General features: G+C 55.9%; 10 protein-coding genes. 4 read left to right on the plus strand and 6 right to left on the minus strand.

All coding sequences use genetic code 11. The features are described 5' to 3' along the window. Positions 1-36 precede the first annotated feature (36 nt). Together glpT and glpQ are read left to right on the plus strand one after the other, a co-directional pair. Positions 37-1,389, plus strand: coding sequence for a glycerol-3-phosphate transporter (gene glpT / locus MOQ06_RS06435; protein ID WP_176609861.1), 1,353 nt, complete (start codon positions 37-39; stop codon positions 1,387-1,389). Positions 1,390-1,400: 11 nt separating this feature from the next. Continuing rightward, positions 1,401-2,453: a glycerophosphodiester phosphodiesterase gene (glpQ, locus tag MOQ06_RS06440; protein WP_242172065.1), complete on the plus strand. Its 1,053-nt coding sequence runs from the start codon at positions 1,401-1,403 to the stop codon at positions 2,451-2,453. A gap of 23 nt (positions 2,454-2,476) precedes the next feature. Here glpQ and yfaE read toward each other — a convergent pair whose 3' ends face one another. The 4 genes from yfaE to ubiG form a co-directional block, all read right to left on the minus strand. After that, the gene (gene yfaE / locus MOQ06_RS06445) at positions 2,477-2,731 is read right to left on the minus strand and encodes a class I ribonucleotide reductase maintenance protein YfaE (RefSeq protein WP_010433414.1); all 255 of its coding nucleotides are present in this window, start codon (positions 2,729-2,731) and stop codon (positions 2,477-2,479) included. Further along, positions 2,731-3,861: a class Ia ribonucleoside-diphosphate reductase subunit beta gene (nrdB, locus tag MOQ06_RS06450; RefSeq protein WP_047346599.1), complete on the minus strand. Its 1,131-nt coding sequence runs from the start codon at positions 3,859-3,861 to the stop codon at positions 2,731-2,733. The genes yfaE and nrdB overlap by 1 nt, the downstream gene beginning before the upstream one ends. A gap of 128 nt (positions 3,862-3,989) precedes the next feature. Beyond that, positions 3,990-6,275 (minus strand): class 1a ribonucleoside-diphosphate reductase subunit alpha, encoded by a 2,286-nt coding sequence (nrdA, locus tag MOQ06_RS06455; RefSeq protein WP_176609863.1) that lies wholly within the window; start codon positions 6,273-6,275, stop codon positions 3,990-3,992. Between the two features lie 349 nt (positions 6,276-6,624). Next, positions 6,625-7,353 (minus strand): bifunctional 2-polyprenyl-6-hydroxyphenol methylase/3-demethylubiquinol 3-O-methyltransferase UbiG, encoded by a 729-nt coding sequence (gene ubiG / locus MOQ06_RS06460; RefSeq protein WP_148419892.1) that lies wholly within the window; start codon positions 7,351-7,353, stop codon positions 6,625-6,627. Positions 7,354-7,499: 146 nt separating this feature from the next. Here ubiG and gyrA point away from each other — a divergent pair, with 146 nt between their 5' ends. After that, positions 7,500-10,136: a DNA topoisomerase (ATP-hydrolyzing) subunit A gene (gyrA, locus tag MOQ06_RS06465; protein ID WP_148419891.1), complete on the plus strand. Its 2,637-nt coding sequence runs from the start codon at positions 7,500-7,502 to the stop codon at positions 10,134-10,136. 134 nt (positions 10,137-10,270) lie between these two features. Then, on the plus strand, positions 10,271-13,117 hold the full coding sequence (gene rcsC, locus MOQ06_RS06470) for a two-component system sensor histidine kinase RcsC (protein ID WP_242172068.1): 2,847 nt from the start codon (positions 10,271-10,273) through the stop codon (positions 13,115-13,117). Between the two features lie 87 nt (positions 13,118-13,204). Here the strand turns inward: rcsC and rcsB are convergent, their stop codons facing one another. Both rcsB and rcsD read right to left on the minus strand, forming a co-directional pair. After that, complete coding sequence (gene rcsB, locus MOQ06_RS06475) at positions 13,205-13,855, minus strand: response regulator transcription factor RcsB (protein ID WP_003859405.1); 651 nt, start codon at positions 13,853-13,855, stop codon at positions 13,205-13,207. Between the two features lie 16 nt (positions 13,856-13,871). Then, positions 13,872-16,544, minus strand: a complete 2,673-nt coding sequence (rcsD, locus tag MOQ06_RS06480; protein ID WP_242172071.1) for a phosphotransferase RcsD — start codon at positions 16,542-16,544, stop codon at positions 13,872-13,874. Positions 16,545-17,024 lie beyond the last annotated feature (480 nt).

Raw genomic sequence — 17,024 nt, forward strand, 5'->3', positions numbered from 1 at the left:
TGTCCGGTCATTTTTTGAAAGGCCACGGAGGCTGTTATGCTCAGTATCTTTAAACCTGCGCCACATCGGGCGCGACTGCCAGAGGCAGAGATAGACCCTCTCTACCGCCGTCTGCGTTGGCAAATCTTCATGGGGATTTTCTTTGGCTATGCGGCGTACTACCTGGTACGTAAAAACTTCGCGCTCGCCATGCCGTACCTGGTGGAGCAGGGCTTCTCGCGCGGCGATCTGGGTTTCGCGCTGTCGGGGATCTCTATCGCCTACGGTTTTTCGAAATTTATTATGGGGTCCGTGTCGGATCGCTCGAATCCGCGCGTGTTCCTGCCCGCCGGCCTGATCCTGGCGGCAGCGGTGATGCTGTTTATGGGCTTTGTGCCGTGGGCGACGTCCAGCATTGCCGTCATGTTCGTGCTGCTGTTCCTCTGCGGCTGGTTCCAGGGGATGGGGTGGCCACCGTGCGGACGCACCATGGTGCACTGGTGGTCGCAGAAGGAGCGCGGCGGCATTGTATCGGTCTGGAACTGCGCGCATAACGTCGGGGGAGGGCTTCCACCGCTGCTGTTCCTGCTGGGGATGGCCTGGTTCAACGACTGGCACGCCGCGCTTTATATGCCAGCCTTTGGGGCAATCCTGGTCGCGCTTATCGCCTTTGCGCTGATGCGCGATACGCCGCAGTCCTGCGGCCTGCCGCCGATTGAAGAGTACAAAAACGACTATCCGGATGATTACAGCGAGAAGCACGAAGAAGAGCTGACGGCAAAGCAGATCTTCATGAAGTACGTGCTGCCCAACAGGCTGCTGTGGTACATCGCGGTGGCGAACGTCTTTGTTTACCTGCTGCGTTACGGCATTCTCGACTGGTCGCCAACCTACCTGAAAGAGGTGAAGCACTTCGCGCTGGATAAATCGTCCTGGGCCTACTTCCTGTATGAATACGCGGGGATCCCGGGGACGCTGATTTGCGGCTGGATGTCGGACAAGGTGTTTAAAGGCAACCGCGGCGCAACGGGCGTGTTCTTTATGACCCTGGTGACCATCGCGACGGTCGTTTACTGGCTCAACCCGCCGGGCAACCCGGGCGTGGACATGGCCTGTATGATCGTCATCGGCTTCCTGATTTACGGCCCGGTAATGCTGATTGGCCTGCACGCGCTGGAGCTGGCGCCGAAGAAGGCGGCAGGAACGGCGGCAGGCTTTACCGGCCTGTTTGGCTACCTGGGCGGTTCCGTGGCGGCAAGTGCTATCGTCGGTTATACCGTTGACTTCTTCGGCTGGGACGGTGGCTTTATGGTGATGATTGGCGGCAGCGTGCTGGCGGTTCTGCTGCTCATCATTGTGATGATTGGTGAAAAACGTCACCACGCCGAAGTGCAGGCGCGTCGTCAATAAGGAGCATGGACATGAAATTATCTTACTTAACAACCGGCCTGCTGCTGGCCGGTTTAATGACCGGCTCCGCGCTGGCGGCGGATAAAATCGTCATCGCCCACCGCGGCGCCAGCGGCTATCTGCCGGAGCATACGCTGCCGGCGAAAGCGATGGCCTATGCGCAGGGCGCGGATTATCTGGAGCAGGATCTGGTCATGACCAAAGACGACCAGCTGGTCGTCCTGCATGACCACTATCTCGACCGCGTTACGGACGTGGCGGAACGCTTCCCGGACCGCGCCCGCAAAGACGGCCGCTATTACGCCATCGACTTCACGCTGGCGGAGATCCGCTCGCTGAAGTTTACCGAAGGCTTCGAGATTGAGAACGGTAAGAAGGTGCAGGTCTATCCGGGACGCTTCCCGATGGGCAAGTCCGACTTCCGTATTCATACCTTCCAGGAAGAGATTGAGTTTGTTCAGGGGCTGAACCACTCAACCGGGAAAAATATCGGCATTTACCCGGAAATCAAGGCGCCGTGGTTCCACCATCAGGAAGGGAAGGACATTGCCGCGAAAACGCTGGAGGTGCTGAAGCAGTACGGCTACACCAGCAAGCAGGACAAAGCCTATCTCCAGTGTTTTGACGCCGCTGAGCTGAAGCGCATTAAAACCGAGCTGGAGCCGAAGATGGGGATGAACCTCAATCTGGTACAGCTGATTGCTTATACCGACTGGAACGAAACCCAGGAGAAGCAGCCGGACGGGAAGTGGGTGAACTACAGCTACGACTGGATGTTTAAGCCGGGCGCGATGAAGCAGATTGCGCAGTACGCCGACGGCATCGGGCCGGATTACCACATGCTGGTGGCGGAAGGCTCAACGCCGGGCCACGTGAAGCTCACGGCGATGGTGAAGGAGGCGCATGCCAGCAAGATGCAGGTGCATCCGTATACGGTGCGTGCCGACCAGCTGCCGCCGTATGCCACGGACGTGAATCAGCTTTATGAGATATTGTACAACCAGGCGGGCGTGGACGGACTGTTTACGGATTTCCCGGATAAAGCGGTGGAGTTCTTAAAATAGAAAAAGGGCCGTAAGGCCCTTTTTTACATCTCGATCTCAATATCGCCTTTCGCGCGGCAGCAGCAGGGCAAAATTTCCCCTTCACTGATAAAGGCCAGCGGTTCGGTCAGCCAGTCTACCTGACCGGCGACCAGTCGGCAGCGGCAGGAGCCGCAGTAGCCTTCGCGACACTGGTACTCTACCTCCACCTGATGCGCTTCAAGCGCCACCAGCAGAGAAGGGTGCTCTTCCTGGCACAGCACTTCTGTACCCGAAAGGCTCAGCGTTACGCGCGTCATCAGAGCTGGAAGTCGCTCAGATCGTCGGTGTTGACTTCAGAATCAATCTGACCGACCAGATAGGAGCTCACCTCGACTTCCTGCGGCGCCACCTGCACGTTATCGGACACCAGCCAGGTGTTGATCCACGGAATCGGGTTAGAGCGCGTCTGGAATGGCAGGTCGAGACCAACGGCCTGCATGCGGATGTTGGTGATGTACTCAACGTACTGGCACAGGATGTCTTTATTCAGGCCGATCATGGAGCCGTCGCGGAACAGGTAGTCTGCCCACTCTTTCTCCTGCTGCGCGGCCAGGACGAACAGGTCGTAGCACTCCTGCTTGCACTCTTCAGCAATTTCCGCCATCTCCGGGTCGTCCGTACCGCTGCGCAGCAGGTTCAGCATATGCTGGGTGCCGGTCAGGTGCAGGGCTTCGTCACGGGCGATCAGGCGGATGATTTTGGCGTTGCCTTCCATCAGCTTGCGCTCGGCAAAGGCGAAGGAGCAGGCGAAGCTCACGTAGAAGCGAATTGCTTCCAGCGCGTTGACGCTCATCAGGCACAGGTACAGCTGTTTTTTCAGCGCGCGCAGGTTCACGGTGACGGTTTTACCGTTCACGTTGTGCGTGCCTTCGCCCAGCAGGTGCCAGTAGCTGGTCATCTCAATCAGCTCGTCGTAGTAGTGCGAAATGCCTTCCGCACGTTTCTGGATCTGCTCGTTGGTAACGATATCGTCAAACACCACCGCCGGATCGTTAACGATGTTGCGGATGATGTGGGTGTAAGAGCGGGAGTGGATCGTCTCGGAGAACGCCCAGGTTTCTACCCAGGTTTCCAGCTCAGGAATGGAGATCAGCGGCAGCAGCGCCACGTTCGGGCTACGGCCCTGAATGGAGTCCAGCAGCGTCTGGTACTTCAGGTTGCTGAGGAAGATGTGCTTTTCGTGATCCGGCAGCGCCTGGAAATCGATACGATCGCGGGAAACGTCAACTTCTTCCGGACGCCAGAAGAAGGAGAGTTGCTTTTCAATCAGCTTTTCGAAGATGTCATATTTTTGCTGATCGTAGCGTGCCACGTTGACCGGCTGGCCGAAGAACATCGGCTCTTTGAGCTGGTCGTTTTTCGTCTGTGAAAAGGTGGTATATGCCATTGCGGTGAGTCCTGTGGTGTTATTTCCCCCTCACCCTAACCCTCTCCCCTGAGGGGAGAGGGAAACGTTCGGAGCAATTTTTTCACCCTCGCCCCTGTGGGGAGAGGGCCGGGGTGAGGGGCGTATTATTAGATCTTACATGCGCCGCTTTCGCAGCCATCGTCCTGAATTGACGGCACCAGGTCGTCCTGAGCGTCTTCCGCACCGTCACGGGTGTTGTGATAGTACAGGGTTTTCACGCCAAACTTATAGGCGGTGAGCAGGTCTTTCAGCAGCTGCTGCATCGGAACCTTGCCGGACGGGAAGCGCGTCGGGTCATAGTTGGTATTGGCAGAGATCGACTGGTCGATGAACTTCTGCATGATACCTACCAGCTGCAGGTAGCCGTCGTTGTTTGGCATTTCCCACAGCAGCTCGTAGTTGTTCCCCAGCGTTTCGTAATCCGGCACAACCTGACGCAGCACGCCGTCTTTGGAGGCTTTGATGCTGACGTGGCCGCGCGGCGGCTCAATCCCGTTGGTGGCGTTAGAGATCTGCGAGGAGGTCTCGGACGGCATCAGGGCAGAGAGCGTGGAGTTACGCAGGCCGTGAGTCTTGATGGACTCGCGCAGGCCTTCCCAGTCGAGATGCAGCGGCTCGCTGACGATCGCATCCAGGTCTTTTTTGTAGGTGTCGATCGGCAGAATGCCTTTCGCATAGGTGGTTTCGTTGAACCACGGGCACGCGCCTTGCTCTTTCGCCAGCTCGTTGGAGGCTTTCATCAGGTAATACTGAATCGCTTCGAACGTCTGGTGGGTCAGGTTGTTGGCGCTGCCGTCGGAGTAACGCTTGCCGTTTTTCGCCAGCCAGTAGGCGAAGTTAATCACGCCAATACCCAGGGTACGACGGCCCATTGCGCCGCGTTTTGCCGCCGGGATTGGGTAATCCTGGTAGTCCAGCAGGGCGTCGAGGGCACGAACCGCCAGCACGGCCAGCTCTTCCAGCTCGTTCAGGCTCTTAATCGCACCCAGGTTGAACGCAGAGAGCGTACACAGCGCGATTTCGCCGTTTTCGTCGTTCACGTCTTCCAGCGGTTTGGTCGGCAGGGCGATCTCAAGGCACAGGTTAGACTGGCGCACTGGCGCCACGACCGGGTCGAACGGGCTGTGGGTGTTGCAGTGGTCAACGTTCTGGATGTAGATACGGCCGGTAGAGGCACGTTCCTGCATCATCAGGGAGAACAGGTCTACCGCCTTCACGCGCTGCTTGCGGATGCTGTCGTCTTTTTCGTATTTGGTGTACAGACGCTCGAACTCGTCCTGATCGGCGAAGAACGCGTCGTACAGGCCCGGGACGTCAGACGGGCTGAACAGGGTGATGTCCTCGCCCTTCAGCAGGCGGGTGTACATCAGCTTGTTGATCTGTACGCCGTAGTCCATGTGGCGCACGCGGTTGCCTTCCACGCCGCGGTTGTTTTTAAGAACCAGCAGGCTTTCCACTTCCAGGTGCCACATCGGGTAGAACAGGGTTGCTGCACCGCCGCGCACGCCGCCCTGAGAGCAGGATTTCACTGCGGTCTGGAAGTGCTTGTAGAACGGGATACAGCCGGTGTGGAACGCTTCACCGCCGCGAATCGGGCTGCCCAGCGCGCGGATGCGACCGGCGTTGATGCCGATACCGGCGCGCTGGGAAACGTATTTCACAATGGCGCTGGAGGTGGCGTTAATGGAATCCAGGCTGTCACCGCACTCGATCAGCACGCAGGAGCTGAACTGACGGGTAGGGGTACGCACGCCAGACATGATTGGCGTTGGCAGCGAGATCTTGAACGTCGACACCGCATCGTAGAAACGCTTCACGTAGTCCAGACGGGTTTCGCGTGGATAATTAGAAAACAGGCAGGCGGCCACCAGAATATAGAGGAACTGGGCGCTCTCGTAGATTTCGCCCGTCACACGGTTCTGAACCAGGTATTTACCTTCGAGCTGCTTCACCGCCGCGTAGGAGAAGTTCATGTCGCGCCAGTGATCGATAAACCCGTTCATCTGCTCGAACTCTTCTTCCGTATAGTCTTCCAGCAGATGCGTATCGTATTTGCCCAGCTCAACCATTTTTACCACGTGGTCGTAAAGCTTCGGCGGCTCGAACTGGCCGTAGGCTTTTTTACGCAGGTGGAAGATGGCCAGACGTGCAGCGAGGTACTGATAATCCGGCGCGTCGCGGGAGATCAGATCTGCCGCCGCCTTGATGATGGTTTCGTGGATATCAGACGTTTTGATGCCGTCGTAGAACTGAATGTGAGAACGCAGTTCAACCTGGGAGATAGATACGTTGTTCAGTCCTTCTGCTGCCCAGTCGAGAACTCGATGGATTTTGTCCAGATTGATGCGCTCGGTAGTACCGTCGCGCTTTGTCACCAGCAGACTCTGATTCATGTGGGTTTTTACCTGTCCGTGAAATAAAAAAATATCCCCCGCTTATCCACAGATCCGTCTTGTGACTAACTCTGTGGATAAATACTACATATAGGGGTTTTGCGATAAGAAGAACGCTATATGGTGAGTATTCTAGTATCGAATCTTTTCAGCACAAGGGTTGATTTTGAGGTTAAATTGAGGTTGTGAAAGGGTAAAAAAGCCTAAGTCCTCGTACCGTAAGGCCTGGAAGAGATGTCAATATTCCAGAAAAAAAATTCAAAATTTGATCGAGTGCTGATTTCTTCAACGGGAGGTCAGAATTGCGCAACATGAAGTCGCGCAATCTTTATAAGAATAACGAATGACGTTAGGCGTTTTTGGCGGTTGTGTGCAACATATAGTTAACATCAACGCCCGGCGCGAGCTTGAATTTATCCGTCAGCGGATTGTAGTGCAGGCCCGTCATGTGCTGCTCCTTGAGCCACGTCTGGTCAACCCAGCTCAGCAGCTCGGCAGGCTTGATGAATTTCTTCACGTCGTGCGTTCCTTTCGGCACCATGCGCAGGACATACTCTGCACCAACCACGGCCATCAGCCAGGCTTTGCCGTTACGGTTGATGGTGGAGAAGAAGACCTGACCGCCCGGCTTGACCAGTTTCGCACAGGCGCTGACCACCGACTGCGGATCGGGAACGTGCTCCAGCATCTCCATGCAGGTCACGACATCATACTGGTGCGCGTGTTTTGCCGCATGTTCTTCTACGGTCTCCTGTACGTACTCCACCTGCACGCCGGACTCCAGGGCATGAAGACGAGCCACCTGCAGAGGTTCGAAGCCCATGTCCAGACCGGTAACGGTGGCGCCTTCGCGGGCCATGCTTTCCGCCAGGATGCCGCCGCCGCAGCCCACGTCGAGCACTTTCTTACCGAACAGACCGCCGGAACGCTCCGCGATATAGCCCAGACGCAGCGGGTTAATACGATGCAGAGGTTTGAACTCACCTTCGAGATCCCACCAGCGGGACGCCACCGCTTCAAATTTGGCAATCTCTTCGTGGTCAACGTTGTGAGCCACCGGGGATTTTTCGGCATTCATGGGCGCTTTTACTCCTTATTTAGCAAGACAAATGAGTATATCAGGCAATCCCCGTGAATAAAGCGTATAGGTTTACCTGTATCACCGCGGCTGTGTTATAATTTGCGACCTTTGAATCCGGGATACAGTAGAGGGATAGCGGTTAGATGAGCGACCTTGCGAGAGAAATTACACCGGTTAACATCGAGGAAGAGCTGAAAAGCTCCTATCTGGACTATGCGATGTCGGTCATTGTTGGCCGTGCGCTGCCGGACGTCCGCGATGGCCTGAAGCCGGTACACCGTCGCGTACTATACGCCATGAACGTATTGGGCAATGACTGGAATAAAGCCTACAAAAAATCTGCCCGTGTCGTTGGTGACGTAATCGGTAAGTACCATCCCCATGGTGATTCCGCGGTGTACGACACCATTGTCCGTATGGCGCAGCCGTTCTCGCTGCGCTACATGCTGGTAGATGGTCAGGGTAACTTTGGTTCTATCGACGGCGACTCCGCCGCGGCAATGCGTTATACGGAAATCCGTCTGGCGAAGATTGCCCATGAGCTGATGGCCGACCTGGAAAAAGAGACGGTTGATTTCGTTGATAACTACGACGGCACGGAAAAAATTCCTGACGTTATGCCAACGAAGATCCCTAACCTGCTGGTGAACGGTTCGTCCGGTATCGCCGTCGGTATGGCAACCAACATTCCGCCGCACAACATCACGGAAGTGATTAACGGCTGCCTGGCCTATATCGACGATGAAGACATCAGCATTGAAGGGCTGATGGAACACATCCCGGGCCCGGACTTCCCGACGGCGGCAATCATCAACGGTCGTCGTGGTATTGAAGAAGCGTACCGCACCGGTCGCGGCAAGATTTACATCCGTGCCCGCGCCGAAGTGGAAGCGGACGCCAAAACCGGCCGTGAAACCATCATTGTTCACGAGATCCCGTATCAGGTGAACAAAGCGCGTCTGATTGAAAAAATCGCCGAGCTGGTTAAAGAAAAACGTGTTGAAGGTATCAGCGCGCTGCGCGACGAGTCTGATAAAGACGGTATGCGCATCGTGATTGAAATCAAGCGCGACGCGGTGGGTGAAGTTGTGCTGAACAACCTTTACTCCCAGACTCAGCTTCAGGTCTCCTTCGGTATCAACATGGTTGCGCTGCACCATGGTCAGCCGAAAATCATGAACCTGAAAGAGATCCTGAGCGCGTTCGTGCGTCACCGCCGTGAAGTGGTGACGCGCCGTACCATCTTCGAACTGCGCAAAGCGCGTGACCGTGCGCATATCCTTGAAGCACTGGCCGTTGCGCTGGCGAACATCGACCCAATCATCGAGCTGATCCGCCGTGCGCCAACGCCGGCAGAAGCGAAAGCGTCGCTGGTTGCGCGTCCATGGGACCTGGGTAACGTGGCGGCAATGCTGGAACGTGCGGGTGATGACGCCGCGCGTCCAGAGTGGCTGGAACCGGAATTTGGCGTGCGTGACGGGCAGTACTATCTGACCGAGCAGCAGGCCCAGGCGATTCTGGATCTGCGTTTGCAGAAGCTGACCGGCCTTGAGCATGAAAAACTGCTCGACGAGTACAAAGAGCTGCTGGAGCAAATCGCCGAGCTGCTGCACATCCTGGGTAGCGCAGAGCGCCTGATGGAAGTGATTCGCGAAGAGCTGGAGCTGGTGCGCGATCAGTTCGGCGACGAGCGCCGTACCGAAATCACGGCCAACAGCTCCGATATCAACATTGAAGATCTGATCAACCGCGAAGACGTGGTGGTTACCCTGTCTCACCAGGGCTATGTGAAGTATCAGCCGTTGACCGACTACGAAGCACAGCGTCGTGGCGGTAAAGGCAAATCAGCGGCGCGTATTAAAGAAGAAGACTTCATTGACCGTCTGCTGGTGGCGAACACCCACGACACGATCCTCTGCTTCTCAAGCCGTGGTCGTCTGTACTGGATGAAAGTCTATCAGCTGCCGGAAGCGAGCCGTGGCGCGCGTGGTCGTCCAATCGTTAACCTGCTGCCGCTGGAAGCGAACGAACGTATCACCGCCATCCTGCCGGTACGCGAGTACGAAGAGGGCGTGAACGTCTTTATGGCGACCGCCAGCGGTACCGTGAAGAAAACCGCGCTCACCGAGTTCAGCCGTCCGCGCTCTGCCGGTATTATTGCGGTGAACCTGAACGAAGGCGACGAGCTGATCGGTGTCGATCTGACTTCTGGTTCCGATGAAGTGATGCTGTTCTCTGCGGCCGGTAAAGTGGTGCGCTTCAAGGAGAACGCCGTGCGCGCAATGGGTCGTACCGCGACCGGCGTGCGTGGTATCAAGCTGGCGGGTGAAGACGCCGTTGTGTCCCTGATCGTTCCACGTGGCGAAGGCGCAATCCTCACCGTCACCCAGAACGGCTACGGTAAACGCACGGCGGAAAGCGAATATCCGACCAAATCACGCGGCACGCAGGGCGTTATCTCCATCAAAGTGACCGAGCGCAACGGTTCCGTTGTGGGCGCGGTGCAGGTGGACGACGCGGACCAGATCATGATGATCACCGATGCCGGTACGCTGGTGCGTACCCGCGTCTCCGAGATCAGCGTGGTGGGTCGTAACACCCAGGGCGTGATCCTCATCCGTACTGCGGAAGATGAAAACGTTGTGGGTCTGCAACGCGTTGCCGAGCCGGTGGATGACGAAGAGCTCGACTCAATCGACGGAAGCGTCGCGGAAGGTGATGATGAAATCGCACCGGAAGCAGACACCGATGATGAACCAGCAGATGATGCTGACGAGTAACGTCTCCTGACGCGTAAAGGGCCGGTTTCCGGCCCTTTTGTTTTGCGCAAGCAGACAAGTGAACGTTGCGACAAGCCGCGTTTACCGCTACCTTAACCACATTCTTTTTTCCCCGATGGCGGAGCCTCGCCCCTTTGAAATACCTCGTCTCCTTTCGTACCACGCTTAAAGTCTCTCGCTATCTGTTTCGGGCGCTTGCGCTGCTGCTATGGTTGCTGGTGGCGCTACTCTCGGTGTTCTACATCGTCAACGCGTTAAACCAGAAAGAAGCGGAGATCCGCCAGGAGTTTAACTTAAGTTCAGATCAGGCCCAGCGCTATATCCAGCGCACGTCTGACGTGATGAAAGAGCTTAAGTATATTGCTGAGAATCGACTGACGGCGGAGAACGGCATCCTGGCCATCCGTGGTCGGGATGAAAAAACGGAAGTACCTGATTTCGAACCGCTCTTCCCGGACTCCGATTGTTCAGCCATGGGCAAAGCCTGGCGCGGATCGCTGGAATCGCTGTCGTGGTTCATGCGCTACTGGCGCGACAACTTTTCAGCCGCCTATGATCTGAACCGCGTCTACCTGATTGGTAACGAAAACCTGTGCATGGCGGATTTCGGCCTGCGGGATATGCCGATGGAGCGGGAAGACGCGCTGAAAAGCCTGCATGAACGCATTGTGAAATACCGCAACGCACCGCAGGAAGAGCGCGGGAACAACATCTTCTGGATAAGCCAGGGCCCGCGCATGGGCGTCGGCTATTTCTACGCCCTGACCCCGGTTTACCTCGGGAACCGCCTGCAGGCGCTGCTGGGCATTGAGCAAACCATCCGCATGGAAAACTTCTTCACGCCGGGCAGCCTGCCGATGGGCGTGACCATTCTGGATGAAAACGGCCACCCGCTTATCTCGCTTGCCGGGCCTGAAAACCGTCTGAAAGTTGAACCCGGCTGGATGCAGGAGCGCTCATGGTTTGGCTATACCTCCGGTTTCCGCGAGCTGGTGCTGAAGAAAAGCCTGCCGCCATCGTCGCTGAGCATTGTCTACTCGCTGCCGGTGGACAAGGTGCTGGAGCGCATTCGTATCCTGATCCTCAACGCCATCTTGCTGAACATCGCGGTAGGCGTGGCGCTGTTTATGCTGGCGCGCATGTACGAGCGGCGGATTTTCATTCCGGCGGAAGCGGACGCCCAGCGTCTGGAGGAGCACGAGCAGTTTAACCGTAAAATTGTCGCCTCGGCGCCGGTAGGGATCTGTATCCTGCGCACCCAGGACGGCACGAATATCCTCAGCAACGAGCTTGCCCATAACTACCTGAACATGCTGACGCATGAAGACCGCCAGCGGTTAACGCAGATCATCTGCGGGCAGCAGGTTAACTTTGTGGATGTGCTGACCAGCACCCACACCAACCTGCAAATCAGCTTCGTCCATTCGCGTTACCGCAATGAAAACGTAGCGATCTGCGTGCTGGTGGACGTCTCCGCGCGCGTGAAGATGGAAGAGTCACTGCAGGACATGGCGCAGGCGGCGGAGCAGGCGAGCCAGTCGAAATCCATGTTCCTTGCCACCGTCAGCCACGAGCTGCGCACGCCGCTGTACGGCATCATCGGTAACCTCGATCTGCTCCAGACCAAAGAGCTGCCGAAAGGGGTCGACAGGCTGGTCACGGCGATGAATAACTCATCCAGCCTGCTGCTGAAAATCATCAGCGACATTCTCGACTTCTCAAAAATTGAATCCGAGCAGTTGAAGATTGAACCGCGCGAGTTCTCCCCGCGCGAGGTGATGAACCATATCAGCGCCAACTATCTGCCGCTGGTCGTGCGTAAACAGCTGGGGCTGTACTGCTTTATCGAGCCGGATGTGCCCCTGACGCTGCACGGCGACCCGATGCGTCTGCAGCAGGTCATCTCTAACCTGCTGAGCAACGCCATCAAATTCACCGATATCGGCTGTATTGTGCTGCACGTCAGTCGGGCAGGGGATTACCTGACCATACGCGTGCGCGACACGGGCGTCGGCATTCCGGCGAAAGAGGTTGTGCGCCTGTTCGATCCGTTCTTCCAGGTAGGAACGGGCGTCCAGCGTAACTTCCAGGGGACCGGGCTGGGTCTGGCGATATGCGAGAAGCTTATCAGCATGATGGACGGGGATATCTCCGTGGATACCGAGCCAGGCATGGGCAGCCAGTTCACCATCCGTATTCCGCTCTATTCCGCGCACTATCCGGCAAAAACCACGGTCGACGGGCTGAGCGATAAGCGTTGCTGGCTGGCGGTGCACAACGCCTCCTTACAGGATTTCCTGACCTCGATGCTGACCAGCAGCGGCGTGCGGGTATCGCGCTACGAAGGCCAGACGCCGGATGCGGACGACATGCTGATCACCGACGGCGAGCCGGAGCAGGCGTGGGCGGGGCGCGGCGTGGTAACGTTCTGCCGTCGGCATATCGGTATCCCGGTTGAGCGCTCACCTGGAGTTTGGGTGCACAGCGTGGCGACGCCGCACGAGCTGCTGGGCCTGCTGGCGCGCATTTACAGCGTACAGCTTGAGGACAGCGACGGCGCCACCGCCCTGGCTTCCCCGGATGAACTGGCGTCGGTGAACGACGACATGATGATTCTGGTCGTCGACGATCACCCGATAAACCGTCGGCTGCTCGCCGACCAGCTGGGCTCCCTGGGCTATCAGTGTAAAACGGCCAACGACGGGGTGGATGCCCTGAATGTCCTGAGTAAGAACCATATTGATATCGTGCTCAGCGATGTGAACATGCCAAACATGGACGGCTACCGCCTGACGCAGCGTATCCGCCAGCTGGGCCTGACGTTGCCGGTGGTTGGGGTTACGGCCAACGCGCTGGCGGAAGAGAAGCAGCGCTGTCTGGAGTCGGGAATGGACAGCTGTCTGTCGAAACCGGTCACGCTGGACGTGCTCAAACAAACGCTGTCTGTCTATGCGGAGCGCGTGAGGAAAACGCGGACGTAAAAAAAGGCCCGCAAGGGCCTTTTTTACTGATGCTCTCTGCCGGGGAAGAGGGCAGGGTGCGGGCAACAGGCCGCACACCCGTTGGGATCAATCCTTGTCCGTCGCGCTCAGCGTCACGGAGGAGAGGTAGTTCAGCAGGGCGATATCGTTATCCACACCCAGCTTCATCATCGCTGATTTCTTCTGGCTGCTGATGGTTTTGATGCTGCGGTTCAGCTTCTTGGCAATTTCCGTTACCAGGAAACCTTCAGCGAACAGGCGCAAAACTTCACTCTCTTTTGGTGAGAGGCGCTTGTCGCCATAGCCGCCCGCGCTGATTTTTTCGAGCAGACGTGAGACGCTCTCAGGCGTGAATTTCTTCCCTTTCTGCAGCGCCGCAAGGGCTTTTGGCAGATCGGTAGGCGCGCCTTGTTTCAGCACAATCCCTTCGATATCGAGATCAAGAACGGCGCTCAGGATCGCCGGGTTATTGTTCATGGTCAGAACAATGATCGAAATGTCCGGGAAGTGACGTTTAATGTATTTGATGAGCGTGATCCCATCACCGTACTTATCTCCCGGCATAGAGAGATCGGTAATGAGCACGTGCGCATCAAGTTTAGGCAGGTTGTTGATGAGAGCTGTGGAGTCTTCAAATTCACCGACTACATTCACCCACTCGATCTGTTCAAGTGATTTGCGAATACCGAACAGTACAATCGGATGGTCATCGGCAATAATTACGTTCATATTGTTCATGTATAAGGCTACCTTGCTACAGCAAGCTCTTGACGTAAGCGTCAATGTCGCTGATGTATTTTTCAATGCCAGAGGCATCTTTCTCACGAATTAGATGTTCCAGCGTTTCACATAACTGCTTGCCGGGAACCAGATTTAGCATGGCAAACACCCCTTTAAGCCGGTGTGCTGTCTGTGCCAGCGCTGCAAAATCCTGCGCAGCGGACTCAGTATACAACCGCTTAACATCATCTGGTACTGTATCAACGAAGAGCGAATAATATCCGCTGGCATGGAGTTCGGCATTTTCATCGCCGCCTAACGGTGACTCCAGGATCTCTTCCTGCGCCAGATTCTCTTCAATCAGTTGTAATACAGCTTCCTGCATCGCATTGCTCATATTAAAGTTGACGCGCAGCTGGCCAGGGCCGATTTTTCGCACGCCTGGCTCATCATCGCTTAAAAGCAAGCCGGAGGCAGTAAGATTAGACGGATTATCAGTTAAAAATAGATCAAATTCTTGACTCGCGAGCCTTTCGTCCGGGGTGATGCAGGACGCGCCCCAGTTTTCCAGCTGACGAACCACGATATTACGGATCTCATTAGAGGTCACATCCACCATGACCACCACGTCATCCAGCAGACGCTCTTCATCTTCTTCCTGCGGATTTGCCGCCATTTTAACGTGTAAAGAGTAGCGGGTGCCGAGGGATTCGCGCGCCTTAATATTCAGGTGGCCGCCCAGCTTGCGCGCCAGCTGATCGCAGAGCCAGAAGGTGAGGGCGTTAGCCTTACCATAGTGGTCGCGCTGGGTATCGTTCAGGAACGGGAAGTGCAGATTATCAATTTCGCTTACGGTCACGCCTTCGCCCGTATCCAGAATACGGAAGGTCAGACGATCGTCGCTGGATTCATCGGTGCTGACTTCAAGCGTGATCTTGCCGATCTGCGTGGTGGTTACGGCATACTGGATCAGCATCACCAGGATCCGGCGCAGGGCATCGCGATCGCCGTGACGCTCGTCGTTCGCCGGTAAACGGTTGTTGATCAACAGCTGGAGCCCTTTGCGCTTAATGACCGGCAGCACTTCAGGAACGACTTCATCAATCAGATCCTGGATAGAGAAGAGCGTCGGGGTGCCTTTCCAGATGTCATTCTCCAGCATGTTCGCAAGCTGGATCTCATCTACCAGACGGACCAGCGAGTCGGCCTGGTTGCTGAGCTGGCGGCTCTCCGGCGTGCTTAGCTCAGCGATCTGCGTGGCGAGCGACTTCAGCGGCTGCTTAAAGGCATCGCCAATATTTTGCATAAACGCGGCGCGGCCGTGCTGGTTTTTCTCGTACAGCCTTTGTGCCTGCTTGAGTTTTTTATTCACCAGCACTTCACGGTCCTGGTCGCGGATAATGAAGATTTGCGTGCGCGAAGCGACCTGGCTGCGGAACTGACGGATTTCATACAGCTCGTTATTAATGGTGGCCTGAATAACGCCCTGATGCTGGTCCGCCATCGCGGTAATGTTTTGCAGATTAAGATGCGGCAGAAGGTGATCGGCAATTTTATTGCTCATCACCGTGCGGTTCGCCTCCTGATCGTGCACTAACACCCCGAGCGGCAGCACGGAAATAATCTCTTCGTTAAGGGCGCGCAGCACGCGCAGCTCGTTGCTGGTTCCGGCTGACACCGAGGTGGAGTCGCTCTGGCGCCCTGACTGGAAGCGGAAGGTGCTGTAGCCAAACAGCGCCAGCGCCAGCAGACCGATATTCAGCAGCAGCGGCAGCAGGATATTTTGCAGGGTATCAAGCATCAGGGTGCCAAAAGGCACCTGCCAGACAAGACGCATACCGGTTGAGTTCAGCGAGGACGCAATCTCAATCTTTGAGCCATTAAAGGAGATGGCCACGCTGTCCGCGCCTTCTTTGTCCGACGGTGTACGCATGTTCTGGGAGCTGTTGTCAGGCTCCAGGCGGAAGCTGTCCAGCGGCATATCCGGCGGGATCAGGTCATTTATAGGCAGGTCGAAAGCAACCACGGTCGCCAGATGGCCCGGCTGGTTAAAGGTGGTGCGCAGCGTAAAGTAATGCCCATTCTGCCAGGCAAGGCGGCGCAGCGAGGAGAAACTTTCGCGCTCGTCCAGCGCGTTGGCCTGCTGCAACATTTCCGCCCGACGGGAATCCACAATGCTGCCGACGGTCGTCTCTTTAAAGCCTGACGAGAGATCCTTAAGCGGCAGGGTCGAGATCAGGATCATGCTGTTGTCCTGACCGTTCAGGTAATACATAGACCACGGCACCGTTTCGGCACCCCACAGGGTGTCGAGATAGGACGAGATGCGCTGCGTCATTTCAAGCGTTGCGCTGTCGTGCGAGCCGAAAATCAGGGCTTCGGTCTTGCGCTGCGGTTTTTCCAGATAATAGACATCCTGCTTCAGGCGCGTTTCCTGTAACCCTTCTCCTGACGAGGTGGCCGGTGCCGCAGCGATATTGTCGTAGATTTGCCAGGTCGCATAGCGCCACGTATCAATGCGCTTATGCACCGCGTGGGTGATATCGACGATCTGATAGCTCTTATCTTTAAGCCAGGTGTTAACGGCGCTCTGAACCATAACCCCCATTGTGACTAACAGCACAACGATCAGCAGAAGAAAGAAACGGGTGATGCTGCCCGGTAGAAGGGAAAATTTGCTCGGGGCGGTAGTTTCAGTCTGACTCATCGATGTGTTTAACCCGTAATGGCCGCGCGGTAATGGGATAGGGCAGTATAAAGGGTAATAACCGAATTTCCAGCGTCGTTATCGCTGTAACCTTGACTTTTTATCCGTTGAACCTCGCTACAGCGAGCCGGCTTAAAGGTGTACAAACCGCGGCGAAATGTACAAATGCGCGGCAACAGTCGCAGAAAAATAGCACGAATTAACAAGAAATTAATCTTTAAGGTAAAAAATCATTCAGGAAAAGGGAGAGAACAGCATTTAGTTAATAGTCGTTATCATAACGCGCGGGTAGCACATAAAATGCCTGGCGACGTAAAGAAAGGTAAAAAAAAACCGAATGCGAAGCATCCGGTTCAATTAGGGATAAACAGACATTCAGAACTGAATGACGGTAATAAATAAAGTTAATGATGATAGCGAGAGTTATTTTAGAGATGTTGAGCGAATTTTTTTTGTCATTCAGTGCTGTGTGTACTTTGT

Origin of the sequence: Enterobacter sp. I4, assembly GCF_022669095.1 — a bacterium.
GTDB classification, from domain to species: domain Bacteria; phylum Pseudomonadota; class Gammaproteobacteria; order Enterobacterales; family Enterobacteriaceae; genus Enterobacter; species Enterobacter pasteurii.

Excerpts from the sequence above, each read along its gene's own strand:
- rcsB (WP_003859405.1), bottom strand. The coding sequence starts at position 13,855 with ATGAACAATATGAACGTAATTATTGCCGATGACCATCCGATTGTACTG.
- glpT (WP_176609861.1), top strand. The coding sequence starts at position 37 with ATGCTCAGTATCTTTAAACCTGCGCCACATCGGGCGCGACTGCCAGAG.
- gyrA (WP_148419891.1), top strand. The coding sequence starts at position 7,500 with ATGAGCGACCTTGCGAGAGAAATTACACCGGTTAACATCGAGGAAGAG.
- nrdB (WP_047346599.1), bottom strand. The coding sequence starts at position 3,861 with ATGGCATATACCACCTTTTCACAGACGAAAAACGACCAGCTCAAAGAG.
- glpQ (WP_242172065.1), top strand. The coding sequence starts at position 1,401 with ATGAAATTATCTTACTTAACAACCGGCCTGCTGCTGGCCGGTTTAATG.
- yfaE (WP_010433414.1), bottom strand. The coding sequence starts at position 2,731 with ATGACGCGCGTAACGCTGAGCCTTTCGGGTACAGAAGTGCTGTGCCAG.
- nrdA (WP_176609863.1), bottom strand. The coding sequence starts at position 6,275 with ATGAATCAGAGTCTGCTGGTGACAAAGCGCGACGGTACTACCGAGCGC.
- rcsD (WP_242172071.1), bottom strand. The coding sequence starts at position 16,544 with ATGAGTCAGACTGAAACTACCGCCCCGAGCAAATTTTCCCTTCTACCG.
- ubiG (WP_148419892.1), bottom strand. The coding sequence starts at position 7,353 with ATGAATGCCGAAAAATCCCCGGTGGCTCACAACGTTGACCACGAAGAG.